This is a genomic window from Blautia sp. DFI.6.71 (genome assembly GCF_020593585.1).
Classification (GTDB): domain Bacteria; phylum Bacillota; class Clostridia; order Lachnospirales; family Lachnospiraceae; genus Blautia_A; species Blautia_A wexlerae.
This window is the reverse complement of the sequence record NZ_JAJDMJ010000039.1, coordinates 14,679-36,448: the sequence shown is the minus strand read 5'-3', so window position 1 is coordinate 36,448 and position 21,770 is coordinate 14,679. Positions and strand designations below refer to the sequence as shown.

At 41.9% G+C, this 21,770-nt stretch carries 17 protein-coding genes and 1 riboswitch; of the genes, 9 read left to right on the top strand and 8 right to left on the bottom strand.

Annotation, left to right across the window (positions count from 1 at the left end; genetic code table 11):
- Positions 1-332: 332 nt before the first annotated feature.
- From LJE12_RS14475 to LJE12_RS14465, 3 genes are all read right to left on the bottom strand, one after another.
- Entirely contained in the window at positions 333-1,259 is a 927-nt protein-coding gene (locus LJE12_RS14475) for a DMT family transporter (RefSeq protein ID WP_062807477.1), read from the bottom strand.
- A 290-nt stretch (positions 1,260-1,549) separates the two neighbouring features.
- Complete coding sequence (locus tag LJE12_RS14470; protein ID WP_119251079.1) at positions 1,550-2,926, bottom strand: NCS2 family permease; 1,377 nt, start codon at positions 2,924-2,926, stop codon at positions 1,550-1,552.
- Between the two features lie 162 nt (positions 2,927-3,088).
- A complete protein-coding gene (locus tag LJE12_RS14465; RefSeq protein WP_227227035.1) occupies positions 3,089-4,372 on the bottom strand; it encodes an amidohydrolase family protein in 1,284 nt (427 codons plus the stop codon).
- A 65-nt stretch (positions 4,373-4,437) separates the two neighbouring features.
- Positions 4,438-4,533, bottom strand: a riboswitch (purine riboswitch).
- Between the two features lie 511 nt (positions 4,534-5,044).
- On the opposite strand from LJE12_RS14465, the gene LJE12_RS14460 reads away from it, so the two are divergent.
- Positions 5,045-6,193 (top strand): AI-2E family transporter, encoded by a 1,149-nt coding sequence (locus LJE12_RS14460; protein WP_227227036.1) that lies wholly within the window; start codon positions 5,045-5,047, stop codon positions 6,191-6,193.
- A 163-nt stretch (positions 6,194-6,356) separates the two neighbouring features.
- The gene (locus LJE12_RS14455) at positions 6,357-6,731 is read left to right on the top strand and encodes a BlaI/MecI/CopY family transcriptional regulator (protein ID WP_020993513.1); all 375 of its coding nucleotides are present in this window, start codon (positions 6,357-6,359) and stop codon (positions 6,729-6,731) included.
- 145 nt (positions 6,732-6,876) lie between these two features.
- On the opposite strand, the gene LJE12_RS14450 is transcribed toward LJE12_RS14455, so the two are convergent.
- Entirely contained in the window at positions 6,877-8,103 is a 1,227-nt protein-coding gene (locus LJE12_RS14450) for an argininosuccinate synthase (RefSeq protein ID WP_008706208.1), read from the bottom strand.
- 460 nt (positions 8,104-8,563) lie between these two features.
- Here LJE12_RS14450 and argC point away from each other — a divergent pair, with 460 nt between their 5' ends.
- From argC to LJE12_RS14430, 4 genes are all read left to right on the top strand, one after another.
- Entirely contained in the window at positions 8,564-9,604 is a 1,041-nt protein-coding gene (gene argC, locus LJE12_RS14445; protein ID WP_020993512.1) for an N-acetyl-gamma-glutamyl-phosphate reductase, read from the top strand.
- Positions 9,605-9,908: 304 nt separating this feature from the next.
- Positions 9,909-11,132, top strand: coding sequence for a bifunctional glutamate N-acetyltransferase/amino-acid acetyltransferase ArgJ (gene argJ / locus LJE12_RS14440; protein WP_062807430.1), 1,224 nt, complete (start codon positions 9,909-9,911; stop codon positions 11,130-11,132).
- A 115-nt stretch (positions 11,133-11,247) separates the two neighbouring features.
- Positions 11,248-12,144 (top strand): acetylglutamate kinase, encoded by an 897-nt coding sequence (argB, locus tag LJE12_RS14435; RefSeq protein ID WP_020993510.1) that lies wholly within the window; start codon positions 11,248-11,250, stop codon positions 12,142-12,144.
- A complete protein-coding gene (locus tag LJE12_RS14430; protein WP_227227037.1) occupies positions 12,131-13,321 on the top strand; it encodes an aspartate aminotransferase family protein in 1,191 nt (396 codons plus the stop codon). The genes argB and LJE12_RS14430 overlap by 14 nt, the downstream gene beginning before the upstream one ends.
- Positions 13,322-13,419: 98 nt before the next feature.
- On the opposite strand, the gene LJE12_RS14425 is transcribed toward LJE12_RS14430, so the two are convergent.
- Positions 13,420-14,739, bottom strand: coding sequence for an ATP-binding protein (locus LJE12_RS14425; protein ID WP_173745042.1), 1,320 nt, complete (start codon positions 14,737-14,739; stop codon positions 13,420-13,422).
- A 1-nt stretch (position 14,740) separates the two neighbouring features.
- Positions 14,741-15,457, bottom strand: coding sequence for a LytR/AlgR family response regulator transcription factor (locus LJE12_RS14420; RefSeq protein ID WP_173704837.1), 717 nt, complete (start codon positions 15,455-15,457; stop codon positions 14,741-14,743).
- Between the two features lie 263 nt (positions 15,458-15,720).
- Here LJE12_RS14420 and LJE12_RS14415 point away from each other — a divergent pair, with 263 nt between their 5' ends.
- Both LJE12_RS14415 and LJE12_RS14410 read left to right on the top strand, forming a co-directional pair.
- Positions 15,721-16,095 carry a response regulator gene (locus tag LJE12_RS14415; RefSeq protein WP_008706201.1) on the top strand — a complete coding sequence of 125 codons (375 nt, stop codon included), beginning with the start codon at positions 15,721-15,723 and terminating at the stop codon, positions 16,093-16,095.
- Positions 16,096-16,121: 26 nt separating this feature from the next.
- The gene (locus tag LJE12_RS14410) at positions 16,122-18,203 is read left to right on the top strand and encodes a hypothetical protein (protein WP_227227038.1); all 2,082 of its coding nucleotides are present in this window, start codon (positions 16,122-16,124) and stop codon (positions 18,201-18,203) included.
- A gap of 158 nt (positions 18,204-18,361) precedes the next feature.
- Here the strand turns inward: LJE12_RS14410 and LJE12_RS14405 are convergent, their stop codons facing one another.
- Both LJE12_RS14405 and LJE12_RS14400 read right to left on the bottom strand, forming a co-directional pair.
- Positions 18,362-19,075 (bottom strand): LytR/AlgR family response regulator transcription factor, encoded by a 714-nt coding sequence (locus LJE12_RS14405; protein ID WP_025578625.1) that lies wholly within the window; start codon positions 19,073-19,075, stop codon positions 18,362-18,364.
- 15 nt (positions 19,076-19,090) lie between these two features.
- The gene (locus tag LJE12_RS14400; RefSeq protein WP_227227039.1) at positions 19,091-20,419 is read right to left on the bottom strand and encodes a GHKL domain-containing protein; all 1,329 of its coding nucleotides are present in this window, start codon (positions 20,417-20,419) and stop codon (positions 19,091-19,093) included.
- Between the two features lie 279 nt (positions 20,420-20,698).
- On the opposite strand from LJE12_RS14400, the gene LJE12_RS14395 reads away from it, so the two are divergent.
- Positions 20,699-21,646: a hypothetical protein gene (locus LJE12_RS14395; protein WP_055057618.1), complete on the top strand. Its 948-nt coding sequence runs from the start codon at positions 20,699-20,701 to the stop codon at positions 21,644-21,646.
- The last annotated feature ends 124 nt before the right edge of the window (positions 21,647-21,770 follow it).

Here is a 21,770-nt window from a genome sequence, read left to right as displayed (position 1 = left end):
ATACCCCCATATAGGACTTTTATATTTCATTGTCCTATATGAGGGTAGCATATCAGAAGTGGGGAGTTTATTTTTTAAAGTTAGTCATCTACTATTTCTGTTACATAGCTTCCATGCCCGTCTATAGCAATAACTTTTTCTTTTCCACCTTCTGTTTGAAATATCCATGGAGCAGAATAAGGATTACGAAAAAAGGCTTACAACGAATGGTGGTGTGGTACAATGCTGTAGAAAGAAGAATGCTGGAAAGCCGTATAGTCGTATGAAGGAGAAACTCACATGCAGTTTGATGAGAGGAAAGAGGGAATAGACCCTCTGACCTACTCTGCATATTATTCTGTCTGCTTCTGTGGAAGCTGTGCAAGGATGATAGCAGCAAACATGATGACACATCCAAGGATTTCTTTAGTACTTAGTTGCTGTCTGAGGATGATCCATCCGGCTAGGACAGAGATGCAGGATTCCAGGCTGAGTATCAGGGATGCTACAGTTGGGTTCATGTTTTTCTGACCGATAATCTGCAAGGTGTAGGCTACTCCGCATGACATAACACCTGCGTAGAGGATTGGCTGCCATGCTGCCAGGATGGATGAGAGTTCCGGATGCTCAAGGAGCAGAGCGGGAATGCCGGAAAGAACTCCACATGTCAGGAACTGAATACAGGAGAGCTTTACTCCGTCTACTTTCGGAGAAAAGTAGTCGATGACCAGTATGTGCAACGAAAAAAGAAAAGCGCATACCAGTACGAGCAGATCTCCCTTTCCAATGGAAAATCCATCTGTGATGCACAGGAGATAAAGTCCGATCAGAGCCATTGCAACGGCAGCCCAGATAAATTTTGTGCATTTTTTGCCAAGGAATAGTCCGATGACAGGGACGATCACAATATAACAGGCAGTGATAAAGCCGGCTTTTCCGACGGTTGTATACTTGATGCCAAACTGTTGGAAATTGCTTGCCAGACAGAGGCAGATACCGCAGGCGATACCGCCGATAATCAGAGTTTTTTTCTCCTGCATATTGGATACAGTATTACTTGAGGTGTCAGATCTGCCAGATGCTTTGGAAGCAGAATCTGAAGGGGAGTTTCTCTTTTTCAGAATAAAAATCAGTGGAATCAGAACGACTGCTCCGATAAGGGAACGGACGGCATTAAAAGTAAAGCCTCCTACGTATTTCATTCCTACGCTTTGAGCCACAAAAGCGATACCCCAGATGATTGCTGCGAGAAGCAGGAGCAGGGAATTTTTTAAAGGGATCTGTTGTTTTTGCATGATGTGTGTAATCCTTCCTTATATTTCAAATATTTTTTAAGAGCGCCTGTGCTTCATTGATCTGAAAATGAATAAACACTTTCATAATTATACATCATAGATGTAAAAAGAGAAAGACGATTATAGAAATAAAAAGAAGCCTCTGCAGGAGACTTCTTTTTATTTCTGTGTAATTTAAAATATAATCATATAAAATGTAAAGCAGTATTGATTGTAGAGCCATGTGATGAAAGTGAATGCTTTTATCCGCCTGACTCTTGATTATGATATTTATATCAGATAAAGATATATTTCAGAATGAACAGCACAGCAAGTACATACATCAGTACACTGATCTTCTTTTCTTTTGCTTTTCCTGTAACAACGTTGATGATCACATAGGAGATAACACCCATGGAGATACCTTCAGAAATGCTGTACAGGAATGGCATTGCGATGATCGCAATAAATGCCGGGATTGCTTCGGTCATGTCGTTGAAATCAATCTTGGTTACTGATGTGAGCATCAGGAATCCAACGATGATCAGAGCCGGTGCTGTGGCAAAGGACGGGATTGCCAGGAAAATCGGGGATAACAGCAGTGATAATCCGAAAAGGATGGCTGCTACCAGGGAAGTAAGTCCTGTACGTCCGCCTTCGGCAACACCGGAAGCACTCTCTACGAAAGTAGTAACTGTGGAAGTACCACACATAGCACCTACTGTAGTTCCTACTGCGTCAGAAAGAAGAGCGCCTTTGATGTTTGGAAGTTTGCCTTCTTTGTCAAGCATATCAGCTTTGGAAGCAACACCGATGAGGGTTCCCAGAGTATCAAACATATCTACAAACAGGAATGCAAACATAATGACTACGAAATCAAGTGTGAAGACAATGGAGAAGTCCATTTTCATAAATGTGGGAGCCATGCTTGGAATGGAGATTCCGTTTGAAAAATCAGGCAGGAGGCTGAACCAGCCGGCTGCAGGATCAGGCTTGTAAAGTCCTGTCAACTGACAGATAATGCCAAGTCCCCATGTGATCAGGATACCCCAGAGAATGTTTCCTTTTACACTCTTAACAAGAAGGATGGCGGTGATGAGAAGTCCGATCAGCGCCAGAAGAACTGTAATTCCTTCTGTATTGAAGGTCCCGCCGGAAACGGAGGATTTAAAGGAAAATACACTTACCAGAGTGGAGTCATTGTTAACTACGATCTTAGCATTCTGCAGTCCGATGAAAGCAATAAACAGTCCGATACCAACAGATACTGCATGTTTCAGGTTCATTGGAATAGCGTTAAAAATCGCTTCACGCACATTAGTGAGTGATAAAAGGATAAAAATAATACCTTCTACAAATACAGCTGCCAGTGCCTGCTGCCAGTTGTATCCCATGCCAAGAACAACTGTGTATGCAAAGTAGGCATTTAAGCCCATGCCCGGTGCAAGAACGAACGGGTAGTTAGAAAGCAGTGCCATCAGGCAGGTGGCAATAAAGGATGACAGTGCGGTCGCTGTAAAAACAGCTCCTCTGTCCATGCCGGACGCTTCCAGAATATTTGGGTTAACAGCCAGAATGTATGCCATTGTCATGAATGTGGTAATACCTGCCATAACTTCGGTCTTTACATCTGTGTGGTTCTCTTTGAGATGGAATAATTTGTCAAGATTCATAATCTTTCCCCCTTTTGATTTTAAAAATTGCCGGCTGTTTTGTGGTGTCTCAGATAATCATCCCGAAAAAACAGGGTGAAACTCCTGGAATCAATCGTCTCGGCATATCGTTTTGTTAACGATATGCCGGAAAAACACCATCAGAATCTGTATTTCCTGCAGTTACAGAATCTTTCTTCCGGCTACATATTTAGCGGTAATATTGCGGTCATCGGAAAGGTAGATCAGTCTTTCAAGTCTGTCCTTCGGAGAGAGCTTCAGTGGAGTTGGAATAGTGCTGTCATTAAGCACAACCGCATCAAATTCATACCCCTCCTTAAAGCTTCCAACCTTTCCAAAGAAGGAACCGCCTCCTTCTGTTCCCATATAAAAGGCTTCTTCAACAGTGAGCGGCTTCATGGAAGAATCAACCAGCCGCCAGTACAGCTTGGAAACCTGAATAGCATCAGCCATGGCACGCAGAATAGAAATGGAAGTTCCACCTGCAATGTCAGATCCCAGTCCGATGTGTAAGCCTTCGTCCAGATAACGTCTCACAGGAGAGATACCTGAGGAGAGATTTGTGTTAGACTGCGGACAATGAGCAATATAAACGCCCTGCTTTTTCATAAGGGCAATTTCCTCATCCGAAGAATGAACACAATGAGCCATGATCGTCGGACAGTCACCGCCGAAAAGATCAAACTGGCTATATGCTTCTCCATAAAAATGTGTATTCGGACAAAGCTCCTTCACCCAGGCAATTTCACCGAAATTCTCAGAAAGGTGAGACTGCATCGGCAGGTGATACCTCTTCTGAATCTCCGAAAGCTTCTCCATCAGTGCATCAGAACAGGACGGAGTAAATCTCGGAGTAAGGATCGGCTTTACATTTTCAAATTTATCAAGCGTATCCTTAATCCACTGAACCGTAGCATCAGCAGAAGCCTGAGCACTCTCTTCCTGCAACTGCGGAGAACCATTACGGTCCATATTTACCTTGCCGACCATAGCCTTTATTCCGGTTTTATCCAGCTGTTCCATCAGGATCTCGGTAGCAGGGACATGCAGAGTTCCGAAAATACATGCTCTTGTATTCGGGCTCTTCTTCATATCCTCAGTGAAAATAGAATAAGCCTCTTTTGCAAACTCTGTATCTTCATAACGCGCTTCCTGCGGAAAAGTATAAGTATTCAGCCAGTCCAGCAGCTCAAGATCCATACCCGAGGCACGAAACGTATACTGCGGAGCATGAAGATGCAGATCAGTCAGTCCCGGAATGATCAGCTCATCGCCAAAATCTGTACATGAGATTCCTGCAAATTTCTCAGGAAGCTCATCAAACACCCCTGCACATCGCCCATCTTCACATACTAAATATCCATTTTCAGTGATGGAAAGTTCTGTCAGAGAATTACTGTAGCAAATTGTTCCCTTTAAAACAAAAGTCCGCTCGTTCATAACCATACCTCCTTTTTGTGGTTAAGGAAAGGCAAAAAAAATCTACCGATGCTGCCTTTACCTCATTCTTTCTCCCTGGGGAGAGAACTTATAGACAACTATTACGGTAGTTGGTAGAAACGTCCAACCGATTATGGACATATATAAGTTTACTTATATTGTTTATAAAATGATTATAAAATATTTGTAGTTAACTGTCAATTCCTTTCTGCAATTTAATTTAATATTCTTTTTGCATTGCTATTTGATAATTCATAGTCTATAAAGCATTTTACAGGCAGAATTTATATAAAGTATATGATATCCCATGTGAACTTATACAATCTCTTTCATATTTAAAGTCTTTCTTATTCATGTAGGCTTTTAACATGCGAATTGATACGATATTTTCCACCTTCCAATTACCAGCTTAGAAAAATATTTTATCTGCTATGCATTTGCAGGCATCTTAGAGATTCTTAGTCCTCTTAAATCTGCGTTATGAGAAGAAAAGTCCATTGCCTGAGCACCAGCGAGCAATCATAGACTTTTCTTCTCATGCTTTTAGCAGATTTCAGATGACTTAGAATCTCTTAGATGCCGAAACCGCATAGCAGATAAAATATTTTTCTAAGCGTCCGTTTTTTGGGAAAATATGATATAATACTCTCCAATATCAAAAAGAAAGGAAAAACAAACATGCAGCTAGACAAAGAAAACATAAAAAAAATTCGATGGCTCATCGCATTCGCAATTCTCTTATATCTGGGTGTCCAGAACCTGCACATAGTCATCAGCACTGCCAGAGTCCTGCTTGGCTTTCTCTTTCCGTTCATCATTGGCTTTGGAATCGCTTTTATCCTCAATATTCCAATGAAATTCATAGAACATCATCTGTTCGGAAAAGCCTTGAAACAAGAGAAAAAAACAGTACAAAAACTGGCAAGGCCGGTCAGCCTGGTGCTTTCTATCTGCTTTGTGATCTGTATAATCGTGATCGTTATGCTGGTAGTAGTACCGGAACTGGGGGCAACATTCGTAAACATAGCGAAAAAGATAGAAGAAAATATTCCGGTTTTCCAGAAATGGATCGACAATGTATTCGGAAACAATCCGGAAGTTGTGAAATGGGCGCAGTCTCTTGACATTGAGCCGGGAAAAATAATCGATTCTGTACTCGGCGTACTGAAGAACGGAGTCAATAACATTGTTTCCTCCACAGTGTCCATCACCATGGGACTTCTGACTACTGCAATGAATGTATCCATTGGCTTTGTATTCGCCTGCTACGTCCTTTTGCAGAAAGAAAAGCTCCTGCAGCAGATAAAAAAAGCAATGTACGCAATGTTCCCGGAAAAACCGGTCAGATATCTGGCACATGTATGGAATCTGGCAAACAGGATTTTTTCCAGCTTTATTACCGGACAGTGTATCGAAGCTGTGATTCTTGGAAGTATGTTCTTTGTATCCATGACAATCCTGCATTTTCCATATGCAATGCTGGTGGGTGTCCTGATTTCATTTACAGCATTGATTCCGCTGTTTGGCGGAATTATCGGATGTTGGGTAGCATTTTTTCTGATCCTTATGATAAGTCCTGTAAAAGCAGTTCTGTTTCTGGGACTTTTCCTTATCCTGCAGCAGATAGAAGGAAACCTGATCTATCCTCATGTGGTAGGTGGTTCTGTCGGGCTTCCATCCATCTGGGTACTGGTAGCTGTAACACTTGGCGGCAGTCTGATGGGAATTGCGGGAATGCTGATCTTCATTCCGACAGTATCTGTCATCTATACACTTTTCAGAGAGTGGGTATATGCCCGTCTTGAGAAAAAACAGCTTGTTTTATGACGAAATGATTCGTGATGTGTAGAAAGATGTATTATTGTCCGGATAAACTTGGTAACAAATTTGTAAAAGGACTGTAAATCAGTGTAAGGTCTCTGTAATTGTAATTAATTCGATATTTCTGTATTATAGTGATATCTGGTTAAAAATGGAAGGAGATCTTAAGATGGACATCTTAAAAGGTAAACGTTATGATATTATGAATGTGCTTTGGGAAGAGGGAAGACCATTGTCTGCTTTTGAGATCAATGACATTGCACCGGAACTGAAAATGCCGACAGTAAGAAGATGCCTGGAGCTTCTTTTGAAAGAGAACCTGATCCAGGTTGCGGGAACTTCAATGAACGGCAAGGTGTATGCAAGAAATTATACCCCTCTTCTTTCAAGAGAGGATTATTTAAAGGGAAATGCCAAAAGCAGAAAGATTAACCCGGTGGAAATGATGAATGCGCTTCTGGAATCTGATGGGATTACAGTGGAAGAGCTGGAAAAACTTCAGGAGCTTATCGATAAGAAACGTGCGGAACTGGAAAGCAGATAATCATAAACATAGCAGATAAAAACGGACATGGCCATCTGGCTGTGTCTTTTTTGTGCCATTTTTTACAGAATTGCAATACTGTATCAGGTAATAAAAACAGCCAGATGAATAAAGTGTCCATCTGGCTGAATCTGTTATCAATCAATTATTTCTTGTTCTGCTCAACTTCTTTTAACATCATAGCGCGAACTTTCAGTGGAAGTCCGAACAGTGTGATGAATCCATCTGCATCGTGGTGGTCATAGAGGTCACCTGTTGTGAAAGATGCAAGAGATTCATTGTACAGGCTGTATGGAGAAGTTGTACCGGCTTTGATGATATTGCCTTTGTACAGTTTGAATTTCACTTCACCTGTTACATATTTCTGTGTGGATTCAACGAATGCCTGGATTGCCTCGCGAAGTGGTGTATACCATTTTCCTTCGTAAACAACCTGAGCGAACTGGCTGCCAAGTTTCTTCTTGGTTTCCATTGTCTCGCGGTCAAGTGTAAGTTCTTCGAGCTGTTCATGAGCTGCCATCAGGATGGTTCCGCCAGGAGTCTCATATACGCCACGTGATTTCATACCAACAACACGGTTTTCAACGATATCAACGATACCGATACCGTTCTCGCCGCCTAATTTGTTAAGCTCAGTGATGATTTCGGAAACTTTCATTTCTTTGCCGTTTAATGTTTTCGGAACACCCTGCTCGAATGTCATGGTAACTTCTGTTTCTTTATCAGGGGCTTTCTCAGGTGTAACACCTAAAACAAGCATATTGTCATAATTTGGAGCCTGGGAAGGATCTTCCAGTTCCAGACCTTCATGGCTGATATGCCATAAGTTTCTGTCACGGCTGTAGCTGTGGCTTGCATCGAATGGAAGGTCGATTCCGTGAGCTTTACAGAATGCGATCTCATCTTCACGTGACTGCATGGTCCATTTGTCTGTCATACGCCATGGAGCGATGATTTTGATGTCAGGAGCAAGAGCTTTGATGCCAAGTTCGAAACGGATCTGGTCATTACCTTTACCTGTAGCACCGTGGCAGATAGCAACTGCACCTTCTTTACGTGCGATTTCAACTAATTTCTTAGCGATTGCCGGACGGGCCATGGATGTACCAAGGAGATATTTGTGTTCGTATACAGCACCTGCCTGTACACATGGAACGATGAAGTCATCACAGAATTCATCTACGATATCTTCGATATATAATTTGGAAGCACCGGAAAGCTTTGCTCTTTCATCCAGTCCGTCCAGTTCGTTTCCCTGACCGCAGTTTACGCAGCAGCAGACAACATCGTAATCAAATGTTTCTTTTAACCATGGGATTAAGGCTGTGGTATCAAGACCGCCTGAGTATGCTAAAACGACTTTTTCTTTCATGATTGTATTCCTCCTGAAATTGGATTTTATTATTTTCCTGATTTGTAAAAATTTCCTGAGATATCCGTTTGCCGAAAGTAAATGAATAGGTCGGGAGTTCAGCGCATTATTTTTGAATAAATGCGGTAATTTCTGATTGAAATTTTTGAATAAATATTCAATGCGGAACAAGATGATTTCGTGTGATTCCGCTTAACAAGTGATAATATACACCTTTTTTTATAAATATGCAATAGAAAAATGCAAAAAAGTTTTATCTGTTTTTGCATAAATATGCAACATAATATAGGAAAAGACAGGGGGAAATCCGTGAACTGAAATAAAATCCATGTAAAAACATTGAAAAATGACTATTGCATATTATGCAGGTAAGATGTATAATTAGTCCAGCACTCTGATAGAGTAAAGTTTTACTATGAAATGAAGACCGCCGGATGAGGCGAAGATGGAGGAAATTATTATGATTAAAGCAGGAATTATCGGTGCCACAGGATATGCAGGTAACGAGATCGTGAGACTGCTTCTGGGACATAAAGATGTGGAAGTTGCGTGGTATGGTTCAAGAAGTTATATTGACCAGAAATATGCAGATGTTTATCAGAACTTTTTTAAGCTGGTAGATGCGAAATGTATGGATGATAATATGGAAGCATTAGCTGATGAAGTGGATGTGATCTTTACAGCTACTCCTCAGGGACTGTGTGCTTCTTTAATTAATGAAGGAATTCTTTCTAAGGCGAAAGTTATTGATCTGAGTGCGGATTTCCGTATTAAAGATGTGAAGAAATATGAGAAATGGTATGGAATTGAGCATAAGGCTCCGCAGTTTATTGATGAGGCGGTTTATGGTTTATGTGAGATTAATCGTGAGGAGATTAAGAAGGCAAGACTGATTGCGAATCCGGGATGTTATCCCACATGTTCCACCCTTTCTATTTATCCGCTGATCAAAGAAGGGCTGATCGATCCGTCTACCATTATTATTGATGCGAAGTCCGGTACTTCAGGAGCAGGACGTGGAGCGAAGGTTGCCAATCTGTTCTGTGAAGTGAATGAGAATATTAAGGCTTATGGTGTTGCAAGTCACAGACATACACCGGAGATTGAGGATCAGCTTGGTTATGCGTGTGGCAAAGAGGTGCTGATTAATTTTACACCTCATCTGATTCCTATGAATCGTGGTATTCTGGTGACTGCTTATGCTTCTCTGACTAAGGATGTTTCTTATGAAGAGGTGAAGGCAGTTTATGATAAGTATTATGAGAATGAGACTTTCGTTCGTGTGCTGGATAAGGATGTTTGTCCGCAGACTAAGTGTGTGGAAGGAAGTAATTATGTGGATGTGAACTTTAAGATCGATCCGAGAACTCACAGAGTTATTATGATGGGGGCTATGGATAATCTGGTGAAAGGTGCAGCAGGACAGGCTGTGCAGAATATGAATCTGATGTTTGGATTTAAGGAGGCTGAGGGACTGTTGCAGGTGCCGATGTGTCCATGATAGATTAATGGGAAGGGACGCTCCGGAAATTATTTGTTTTTGAACGCGGTTTCGGGGCTTAGTAACTCTAAGTGTTCAGAAATTTGCTAAAAGCGTGGAAAAAAAGCTCAAACTCGCTGCGCTCAGACAGTGAGCTTTTTTTCCACAACGCAAATTCCTGAGCACTAAGAGTTACTACAGTCCCTGCAAATGCGTTCAAAAACAAATAATTTCCGGAGCTGACTTTTCCAGTAACTGGATGGCGACTGCGCAGGGGACCTGCGGCAGTCTGGGGAAGTTGTGGATATGTAAGGAGGATTTGATTATGAAGATTATAGATGGTGGCGTTACGGCGGCTAAGGGATTTCAGGCAGCTGCGGCTGCGGCTGAGATTAAGTATAAGGGCAGAACGGATATGGCTATGGTTTACAGTGAGGTGCCATGTGTGGCTGCGGGGACTTTTACTACCAATGTGGTGAAGGCTGCGCCTGTTAAATGGGATCAGGATATTGTTTATAATCATCCGTCTGCACAGGTGGTGATCTGTAACAGTGGTATTGCCAATGCATGTACTGGTGCAGAAGGGTATGGTTATTGTAAGGAGACTGCAGATGCGGCTGCTGAGATTCTTGGGGTGGCTGCTGACAGTGTGCTGGTTGCTTCTACAGGTGTGATTGGTATGCAGGTTCCCATTGACCGTATTAAGAATGGTGTGAAGATGATGGCGCCGAAGCTGGATGGTTCTTTGGAGGCTGGTACTGAGGCTGCGAAGGCGATCATGACTACTGATACCAAGAAGAAGGAAGTTGCTGTTCAGATCGAGATTGGTGGTAAGACGGTTACTGTTGGTGGTATGTGTAAGGGTTCCGGTATGATCCATCCGAATATGTGTACTATGCTTGGGTTTGTTACTACTGATGCGAAGATTTCCAAGAAGATGCTGCAGGAAGCGTTAAGTGAGGATGTTAAGGATACTTACAATATGGTTTCTGTTGATGGAGATACTTCTACCAATGATACAGTTCTTCTTCTGGCCAATGGTCTGGCTGAGAATCCGGAGATCACAGAGAAGGGTGAGGATTACGAAACCTTCAAGGCTGCGCTGAATTATATCAATACTACTCTGGCGAAGAAGATCGCAGGTGACGGAGAGGGTGCGACTGCACTGTTTGAGGTGAAGATCATTGGTGCAGAGTCTAAGGAGCAGGCAGTTACATTGAGCAAGTCTGTTGTTACTTCTTCTCTGACAAAGGCTGCTATCTACGGACATGATGCAAACTGGGGAAGAATCCTGTGTGCTATGGGATATTCTGGTGCGAAGTTTGATCCTGAGAAGGTGGATCTGTTCTTTGAGAGTAAGGCTGGTAAGATCCAGATTATTGAGAATGGTGTGGCTGTGGATTACAGTGAAGAAGAGGCAACGAAGATTCTTTCTGAGGAAGCTGTCACAGCAATCGCTGATGTGAAGATGGGTGATGCCACAGCAACTGCATGGGGCTGTGACCTGACTTATGATTATATAAAAATCAATGCAGATTACCGTTCATAACAAAATTCTGTGAATAAGGGTGATTTTAACCGAATCAGGTAAGTCTCCTGCTTTAATTGCGAAAAGCAATAAGCAGGGATGGAGACCAGACATTGACTGGAAAAAGGAGAGAATAATGGTTAATCAGAAATATTTGGACAAGGCGGAGGTGCTGATCGAGGCACTTCCTTATATTCAGAGATTTAATCGTAAAATCGTAGTTGTAAAGTACGGCGGAAGTGCCATGCTGGATGATGAACTGAAGAAGAACGTGATTAAGGATGTTGTTCTTCTGAAGCTGGTTGGTTTCAAACCGATTATCGTTCATGGCGGTGGTAAGGAAATCAGCCGCTGGGTTGGCAAGGTTGGTATGGAGCCGAAATTTATTAACGGTCTTCGTGTTACAGATAAAGATACTATGGAGATTGCAGAGATGGTTCTTGCGAAGGTGAATAAGGAACTGGTTGCCATGGTGGAATCTCTTGGTGTAAATGCTGTTGGTATCAGTGGTAAAGACGGTGGTCTGCTGAAATGCCGCAAGAAACAGACAGAGGGTGGAGACATCGGATTTGTTGGTGAAGTTACAAAGGTTGAGCCGAAGATTCTGGAGGATCTTCTGGAGAAAGATTTCCTGCCGATCATTTTCCCGGTAGGTTATGACGATGAGTTCGCTACTTATAATATTAATGCGGATGATGCGGCATGTGCCATTGCAGAGGCTGTTCATGCTGAGAAGCTTGCATTCCTTTCTGATATTGAAGGCGTTTATAAAGACAAAGATGATCCGTCCAGCCTGATCTCTGAACTTCATGTAGATGAAGCACAGAAACTGATCGATGACGGTTATGTAGGCGGAGGTATGATTCCGAAGCTGAAAAACTGTATTGATGCCATTGAAGAAGGCGTTAACAGAGTCCATATCCTTGACGGAAGAATTCCTCACAGCTTACTGCTGGAGATCTTTACAAACAAAGGTATTGGTACTGCGATTCTGAGAGAAGACGGGGAGAAATATTACAATGAACATGAATGAACAGATGAAGGAATCCGAAGAGAGTATCCTTCACACTTATAATCGTTTTCCTGTTGTTTTTGAAAAGGGACAGGGATGTTATTTATATGATTCCGAGGGAAAGGAATATCTGGATTTTGCAGCAGGTATTGCTGTAAATTCTCTGGGATATCACTATCCGGGGTATGATGAAGTATTAAAAGATCAGATTGATAAGCTGATGCATATTTCCAACTTATATTACAATGAGCCGATCATCGAAGCAGGTGCGAAGCTGGTAAAGACAAGTAAAATGAGTAAGGCATTCTTTACCAACAGTGGTACAGAAGCAATCGAAGGTGCTTTAAAAGCAGCTAAGAAATATGCATATGTACGTGACGGACATGCAGATCATGAGATCATTGCCATGAACCATTCCTTCCATGGAAGAAGTATCGGAGCACTTTCCGTGACAGGAACTGCTCATTACAGAGAGCCCTTTGAGCCTCTGATGGGTGGTGTGAAGTTTGCGGATTTCAATAACCTTGAGAGCGTAAAGGCTCAGATCACAGATAAGACCTGCGCAATTATCACTGAGGTTGTTCAGGGTGAGGGTGGTATTTATCCGGCGAAGAAAGAATTTCTGGAAGGTCTGCGTCAGATCTGTGACGAGAAAGATATTATGCTGATTTTCGATGAAATTCAGTGCGGTATGGGAAGAACCGGACATTATTTTGCATGGCAGGCATACGGTGTACAGCCGGATATTATGACAAGTGCGAAAGCTCTTGGATGTGGTGTGCCGGTAGGTGCGTTTGTACTGAGCGAAAAAGCTGCGAAAGCTTCTCTGGAGCCAGGTGATCATGGTACAACTTACGGTGGAAACCCGTTTGTATGTGCTGCAGTCAGCAAAGTATTTGACATTTATGAGAATGATAAGATCATTGAACATGTACAGGAAATGACTCCATATCTGGAACAGAAACTGGATGAAATTGTTGCAAAACATGAATGCGCTGCAACAAGACGAGGCATGGGCTTCATGCAGGGAATCGTGATCCAGGGCCGCCCGGTTGGTGAAGTTGTAAAGGCTGCTCTTGCAAAAGGGCTGTTGGTGATCTCTGCAGGCAGTGATGTACTCAGAATCGTACCTCCGCTTGTGATCACAAAAGAACACATTGATAAGATGGCTGCAATTTTGGATGAGTGTATGGAATAATTTTAGTGAATCAAGCAAGTAGCGAAACGGATGATTTTATCTGTTTGGCATGAATCTGAGTGTTTTTACAAAATGCTCCGGGTATAATCAATAACTGATTATATCCGGAGCATTATTTTTGCAGAGAAAATACCATCTTTATAGGTAAAGTCACACGCACCGCCGTTTTTGTCGGTAATGTGGCGGACAGATTCGATTCCTATTCCGTTTCCGGAGTGTTTGGAGGATTGGAAAATATTGTTTTTTTGCTGTATTTTGCCATCGAAGGTGTTTTCCACATGAATCAGAAGGAGATGATTATGGTGGGGATAAACTTCCACATTAATCTTTCTGCGGGCGGGTACTGTTTTCACACTTGCCTGGATGGCATTTTCCAGCAGATTGGAAAACACAAGGCACAGATTAATCTCATCTAAGGAAAGCTCAGCAGGCAGGGAAACCACTGCATGAAAAGGAATGTTTTCTCTTTCTGCAAGGGCGGAATAATATCCGAAAACACTGTCAACAGCCTGATTCTCACAGAAATGCAGGTTATAGTCAGAGATTTTTCCGGTTGCAGCGGAGAGATATTTTTTGATCTTTTCTATGTCACCCTGTTCTGCCAGAGAGGACAGTTGGACAAAATGATGGCGGATATCGTGACGCGCCTGCCTTGCTTCTTCAATGGCCATGCAGAGATTCTCGTACCTTTCCTGCTGAAGAGAAAGGAAATGGTTCTCCTGCTGAAGTCTGGCATTTTTGTTCAGGCTGACTGCCATCATAAGAAACAGGACATAAAACAGAAGCAGGATTATGAGCAGTACAAGACTGAAAACAATATAACACTGCAGAATACGCCCGGTATATAAAGTGCTGCGGTGTTTGGGAATCATAAAAAGATTCACTCCTATGAAGATTACCGGAAGAATCCAGAATACATACCAGGTCTGGGCAAAGTTCTCGTCTGTGACCATTGTCTGTACACAGTGGCAGGCAGGATACCAGGCTGCCAGAACAAACAGCAGACAGATGACGTTATAGAAAATTCCGGCACCAGTGTGCAGCCACAGTTCATTTCCTGTAATATGCAGGTCAGCAGTCATAAGGGCATTGACTGCCCGGGACAGACTTTTGACACATGTAAAAACTGCGAAGACTGCCAGAAAAACACTGACGGATTTCCAGACAGAGATTTTTAATGTTTTATGGTAAATGAGCATAATGACAGGCAGCAGAGGAAACAGGAACCATCTGGTGGGAATTTGCAGGGCACAGCAAACTGCCCCTCCTAAAATACAGATTCCCAGAAGAAGGGGAAGAAGCCATGCTGTCAGCTTAAGCGGTGTCTGCCTCAGATAGTTCTTTACAGGCAGATATGCCAGCAGTATGCCGGGAATGATTACGAAAAGTTCAAGTACAGGGCGAAGTATGTCAGTCATTTCAGGACCTCCTTTGGAACAGAAATTCCATAAATGTCTGTCTGGCGTTTTTCAGCAGCTTCCGGCTGACAGGGACATTGTTTCCGCTATCAAGGCGAAAGCCTGTTCCGTCAAAATCAACGGCATGCTCCAGATTGATCACAACGCCTCGGTTACATCGATAGAAACGTGAGTCCATTTTCAGGGAGGTTATGAAGGAATCAAAGGACTGGCGGGTGACCAGTTCCCTTTCACCGGCAGTGTGGATGTGGATCATGTGGGAAAAATGCTCTGCGTAGATTATTTTCCGGAAGGGAATCTGAATATTACTGCCGTTTACCTTTACATCTATGTATTTCCCGGAATCCGGGATGCGGGAAAGGATTTCATCGGCCAGTGCGGAAATATCATTTTCACTGTAGGGCTTTACAAGATAGTGCAGAGCCCGGACCTGGAATCCCTCTAATGCATGGTCGGTAGAAGTTGTTGTAAAGATCAGCAGACAGTCAGTATCTGATCTGCGAAGTTCTTTTGCTGTATCAATCCCGTTAGAACCATTCATATAAATATCCAGAAACACTACAGTGAAAGGACATTCCTTCGCTGCAGTGAGGAAAGTTTCTCCATTTTCATATTCCAATATATCTGTATGGACATTGCGCCTGGAAAACTGAGATTCCAGTCTGTTTCGTAACAGTGTCCGTTCTTCTGAAATATCATCAACAATTGCAATTCTCATAGTAAATCTTCCTTTATTTATAAAATGATGTTAGGGTCAAAAGGCATTTTGCCCCTAACTTGATATCTACGAATTGCTTCGCTGCAAAGCAGCTCCCGCAATTTTCATAAAATTCTGCTATAAGTATATCACAAAACAATACCATAGATTTACAATTCGTGTCATTTTCTGTCGTTTCGTGACAGAATTATTGAAAAAATTTCTGACTTTTTTATAATGAGGATAACAAATGGGAGTACATCAAATGGAAGAGGAGGGATGTCGTGTATTGTATTGCCATATTGACTGATCAGGAACAGGAAGGACAGAACTGTGCGGAATATATCAGGAATTACTGTACAGAAAAGAAAGTTTTTCCATTGATTGAAATCTATCAGAATCAGGAACAGTTTTTTGGGCGGATACGAAAAACAGTACCGGCAGTGGTGTTTCTTGCATTGCCAGGTGTGTCCGGGCTGAATGCGGCAGAACATCTCCGTTCCCTGTATCCGAAATGTGGGATTATCTGGTGCAGTGATCTTGATTTTTCGCTTCATGCGTTCAGGATGCGGATAGAATATTTTTTTATGAAACCTGTGGAAGAGCAGAAAATAAAAGAAGGACTCTCCATCTGGTTTGAACGCAGAAATGTAATATGACAAAAACACTCAGGAGGAAAACAATTATGAAGAAAAGAGCTTTAATTCTTGCAATAATCGCTTTTATAGCAACTACAACATCTGAACCGTCAATAAATATGGTACGTGCAGAGGAAACACAGGTAGAAGAAACACAGGTAGAAGAAACACAGACAGAGGAAAATGCAGGTCAGACATCAGAACTGCCTATAAAGACACTTACACCGAAGGTTATCGACGAGAATCCTTATATGGCAGCAAGTGATTCCAATATTCATCATGACTGCTATAATACAGATTCAACAGATGAGGTATTGCCTGTTGATATTTATTCTGAGATCAATGTTTCTTATGAAAAAGTTAATCCCAATGCTTCCCCGGCAGTTTTTTTTGATTCCTATGGACATTCTGTGGTTCCGCTTCTGGGTGGCCTGGCGATCCGTGATATTAATGCAGATGAGACACAGACCTTGGGCTATTTTTCACCAAAACAGCATGACAATGGAAGCTATCTGATACAGAGTTCATATTCTTTTGTAGATGAGAGCAATCGCATTGTGTGTCCGACGAACGATAATCGGGTACTTATGCTTAAGGCTACAGATGAGGAGGGAAATGTACTTCCGGAATTTGAGAAGGTTCTGGATATCGACATTAAAGCGGCAGCAGAGGCTGCGCTTGGAAAAACACTGGATCAGAATCTGTTATCTGTAGTTTTTGATTATGAGGGAAATCTCTGGTTTGCAACAGGAGGCTTCCGCATTTATCCCGACAGAAAACAGCAGGGAACCTTTGGCTATGTTTCACGTGCAGCTATCGATAAGATCTTGAATGGAGAAGATGTGGATCTGTCAGATGCAGTGTTTGTATATGAACTGGAACCGGGAGAGGGTGCAGAGAATGGTATTGCGGCATCTAAGGAGGGTGCGGTCATTCTGACAAATCTGAAGTGTTATCTGCTCCAGGCGGATAATGGTGTGAAAAAAGTCTGGGAAACTTCCTATAAAAGTGTGGGTGCTAAGGAAAGCAAAGAAGGCGATGAGACGACAGGTGGCGGTCTTGCATGGGGAGGTGGATGTTCCCCGTCTCTGACCAAAGATCTGGTTATGTTTACAGATAATCAGGATCCGGTAAATCTTATTGCGGTGGATATGAAAACAGGAGAACAGGTTGCGAGCATGCCTGTTATAGATGAGCTTCCGGAAGGTACACAGGTGTCTGTGGAAAATTCTGCAATTGTATATGATGATGGAGAGGGAACAGTAAGCACAATCGTATGTAACTGGTTTGGTGCAGGAAGTGCGAAGCTTGGAGAAGCAGATAATGATTCCTCAATACAAAGCTATGAGAATATTTATGATGTGGGCTGGCTGAGACAGGGCAATAAAATGATCGCGCCGGGTATAGAACGTGTGGATACAGTTAAGACGGAGGACGGATATGAGATGAAGAGTATCTGGTGCAGAAGTGATCTGTCTGACACTTCCATGATGAAGCTGTCCACTGCAACAGGATATATTTACGGATATGTTCAGGATATGGAAACCGGTATGTGGCAGTATATCATGCTTGATTTTGAGACAGGCGAGACTGCATTTACCATGGATATTTCTGACAAACCGGGATACAACAACATGGCTATCGGTATGTATGCGGGAAACAGCGGAAATGCGCTCTATTGTCCGACCGGTTATCTGGAACTTCTGAGACTTCAGGACAGGTTTGTATATCTGCCGGAAATGCCTTACCGCAAGGTGGATCTGGATCAGGCAATGCGCAATGTGTTAAGCCAGGAGAAATTTGCAGCAGACGGTGGCCAGGGAGATGTGGAAGGATGGCTGAATACGATCACGGTTGAGAATGTACATCCGAATACGACCGTTGCAATACGTATGAAAGGAATCTCAGGGGAAACAGGTTCTTTGAAGCTGTATGCATATGGTACAGATGGTACCTTGAAGGAAGTTCCGGAAGAGAAATGGCATATCCAGACAGAAGATGGTGAAACACCGGATACATTATCCGAAGACGTACTGTATGAGGTACATATGACTGTGGAAGACGGCGGCGATTTTGACCTCAGTGAAACGGAAAAAGAGATTAAGATATCTGCTGTTCTGGGAATCTGAAGGAAAACTGGTAAACAACCACCGGTTAAAACGGTGGTTGTTTACAGTCTGGACGGCGGTCGATAAGACCGCCGTTTTCTGCTGTTTGCATTTATAGCTGATTGACTGATAAAAGATAATTGCGAGAGATGAAATGATTTTTGAGCTGTTTGGAGAAATTAAAACCATTTTGCAGCGTATTGCTGTAATTGTTCCTGGACATCCCGGTAGCTGTATTTGCTGACCGGGATTATTTCATGATTATTCAGTGTGATTTCAAAACGTCGGATTGAACGGACAGCATACAGAGAAACAATGTAGCATCTGTGACATTGTACAAAGATATCTTTCGGCAGAATTTCACGGACTGCAGAAAGGGACTTATATATCTTCGTGACAGTACCATCCTGAAGGTGAATCTGCAGTTCTTTATTGATTATTTCAATATAGGTAATATCCCTGATATGAAAGGATACAGTTCTGGACGGAGTGTCGATTATAATGGATTTTGGGATCAGATGTCGGATTGCACGGGTTAGTGCTTCTGCAAGTTTTTGACGGCTGACCGGCTTAAGGATATAACCTACAGGTTCAGCAGAATATGCATCGAATACAAATTCCTTACTGCTGGAAATGAAGATAACGGGAATTTGGTTTTCAGTGTCACGGAGACATTCTGCAAAGCTGATCCCATTGTTTTCACCCAGCATAATATCAAGAATCAGAATGTCACAGCTTTTGGGAGTATTCTGCAATGTATTTTTTAATTCTGAAATAGAAGTATATTTTCGAATCTCGCAGGATTCTCCCATGGACGCTAAAATATCGATGATCATTTCTGATATCTGTGTTAAAAAAATCGGTTCATCATCACAGATGACAATATGGTACATAGTGAAAGCCTCCTATTAATCGTTATTTTCGTCAAGACAAAGCGTTGTTGTTACAGCAAAAAAGCCACCACGTACCTGTACGTTCAGTATACCATTGTATTTTTCGGCGATTCCATTGATGATCTTAAGACCGTAACCGTGTTTGTCACTGTTCTTTTTACTGGATTTATATTTTCCATTCGTGATTCTCAGGTTATCCTCATTGCAGGAGTTTTCACATTTAATAAACAGAAAATTTCCCTTTGAATGGAGATTCAGCCGGATGATCCGTTGTTCTTCAGAAACCTTCTGACACCCTTCTACTGCATTTTCCAATATATTTGTCAACATTCGGCACAGATCAATATCTTCCATGTTGAAACTTCTGCCAATGACAATACTGTACTCCACTATGGCTTTATAACGGCTGGCACGTTCTGCAAATTCTGAAAGGATGGAATTGACCAGAGCATTGGCTGTGTAGGTGACAAAAGGAAGCTCTTCGGCTTCTTCAGTAAATTTCTGTGTATACTGTCTGGCGCCTGCATAGTCCTCCTGATTAAGATAAGAGGACAGGGCATTCATATGATGCCGGATTTCATGGTGTATTTCCAGGATATGTTCATTGTTTTCTGCCTGATTACGATAGCTTTCCAGCATGCGCTCGGAAATCCGCTGTTCTTCCTGTTTGCTGCGGATGTATCCCATGACACTGAAGAATACGGCATACACCATGAAAGCAAATACTGCAAACAGTACAAACATAACATGGACAACTATATTATTGGAAAGATTTATTATGCTTGAGAACTGTGCAATGCTGGCAATCAGAATAAACAAAGCAGGGAGGGAGCAGAGAATCTTCCAGATCCGTGATTCCAGATCTGCATTGATCATAGTACGGATTCGCTCCATCAGCATGAGAAATGGTTTCGCAAGAACTAGATTTATGATAAGTGTGAGAGCCAGTGCAAAGGGCGGATACATAAAATAATCGGATGGAAACCGGAAAGTACGGTGCAAAAAGGTAACGGTGCTTGTAACAAAGAATCCGTAGCTCATTACAACAAAAAATACAAATAGTTTTTCTGCTGCTTTCGCCTGGATGCTAAAGCAGTAAAATATTCCGAACAGTAGCAGGGCAATATAAAAGATAACATTCCAGATCAGCTCTCTGTAATCACCGCCGATGTTGAACTGTGCGATAAGAGAAAACGGAATGACCATTACAATAAAAATGGACAGTGCCATGAGCATTGTCTTTTTTGTGCTTAGGCGGAAACGATCCCGGAATGGATACAAACAGAAAAATGCATAAGGAAAAATCTGAAGAGAAAATCCGCAGAAATAACGCAATGCTATCATAAAACCCTCCTGTCATAAAGATAGATAATGGCCAGGTTACTTATTAAAAATAAGTATACCATTGGCAGAGGGCAAAATCAAATCATATGAAGGTCTTTTCACACCATATTTTGACTATTCACGCAAAAATATAGACAGAGAAGTCAAATTCAAATAACATAAATAATATAGATTCAGAAAACTGTCAAAATGAGGAGAGCTTTTGATACGGTATATATGCCCGAAAGTTTGCTTTACTGGCATCGTAAAGGAAAAAATATAAGAAAAGGAGACTAAAAAATGAAGAAAAGAATGATTATTGTGACGGCACTGATTATGGGAACTCTGGGAGCAGGATGTGTGAGTGTTCAGGCATCGGATACGTTACCTGAACTGACAAAAGACAATGCACTGGAACAGATGATGAAAGCAGGAGAAACAGACAGTCTTGTAAGCAATCATAAAAGCTATGAAGCTACCTGTGAATATATACTGCAGAATACAAAGGTATATGACTATGAAGATTCTGAAGTGATGTATGTAGATATGTATGGTACTACCCAGATGCTCTATAAAGATGGCGAATTAAAATACGGAAAAGAAGGAGACGAGTACCTCTCCTGTCTGTATATTGATGAAGCAGATGGAAATGCAGATGATCTTATAAGCTTTTACACAGATGAAACCATAGAGGAAGAAGTGACGGATATGAAGGAAGATGGTGATACGATCATTATACAGACAAAGGTACCTGAAGAACTTACTCAGAGCGCATTGAATTCTCAGGGAGATGGAGAATCCTACACAGAGGGAGACTGGATTTCTATGGAATATGTGGTTGCTTCGGATGATTACAGACCATTGAAACATACTCAGATTCTGAATCATAAGGACGGCACTTCAGAAGAAGCTTCGAAGATGGAATTCTCCTACGGCGTGGACAGATCTGAGGATGTAGCAGATCTCTGCGAAAAGTACGAGGAAGCAGAAAAAGCAGAAGGTGATGTACGTAATGTAACAGTTACTGCAGCTCCTGGCACAGAGCTGGAAAAGGATTATGCAATCACTGTTCCTGCAGATAATCACGTATGGATCATGCTTCATGATGATAGTTCTTATTACGTTTTGTATACAGATAAGGAATGTAAAGAATTGCATGAGCCAGAGGAAAATGTGAAAGGAGACACACATCTTTATGCAGAGATTAAGTCTTATGAGGATTATGAAGAGACAGAGGATGAAGTATGAGGAGTTTGAGAGTATTTATCCGGTAACAATATATCACAAAACAATACCATGGATTTACAATTCGTGTCATTTTCTGTCGTTTCGTGACAGAATTATTGAAAAAATTTATGACTTTTTTATAATG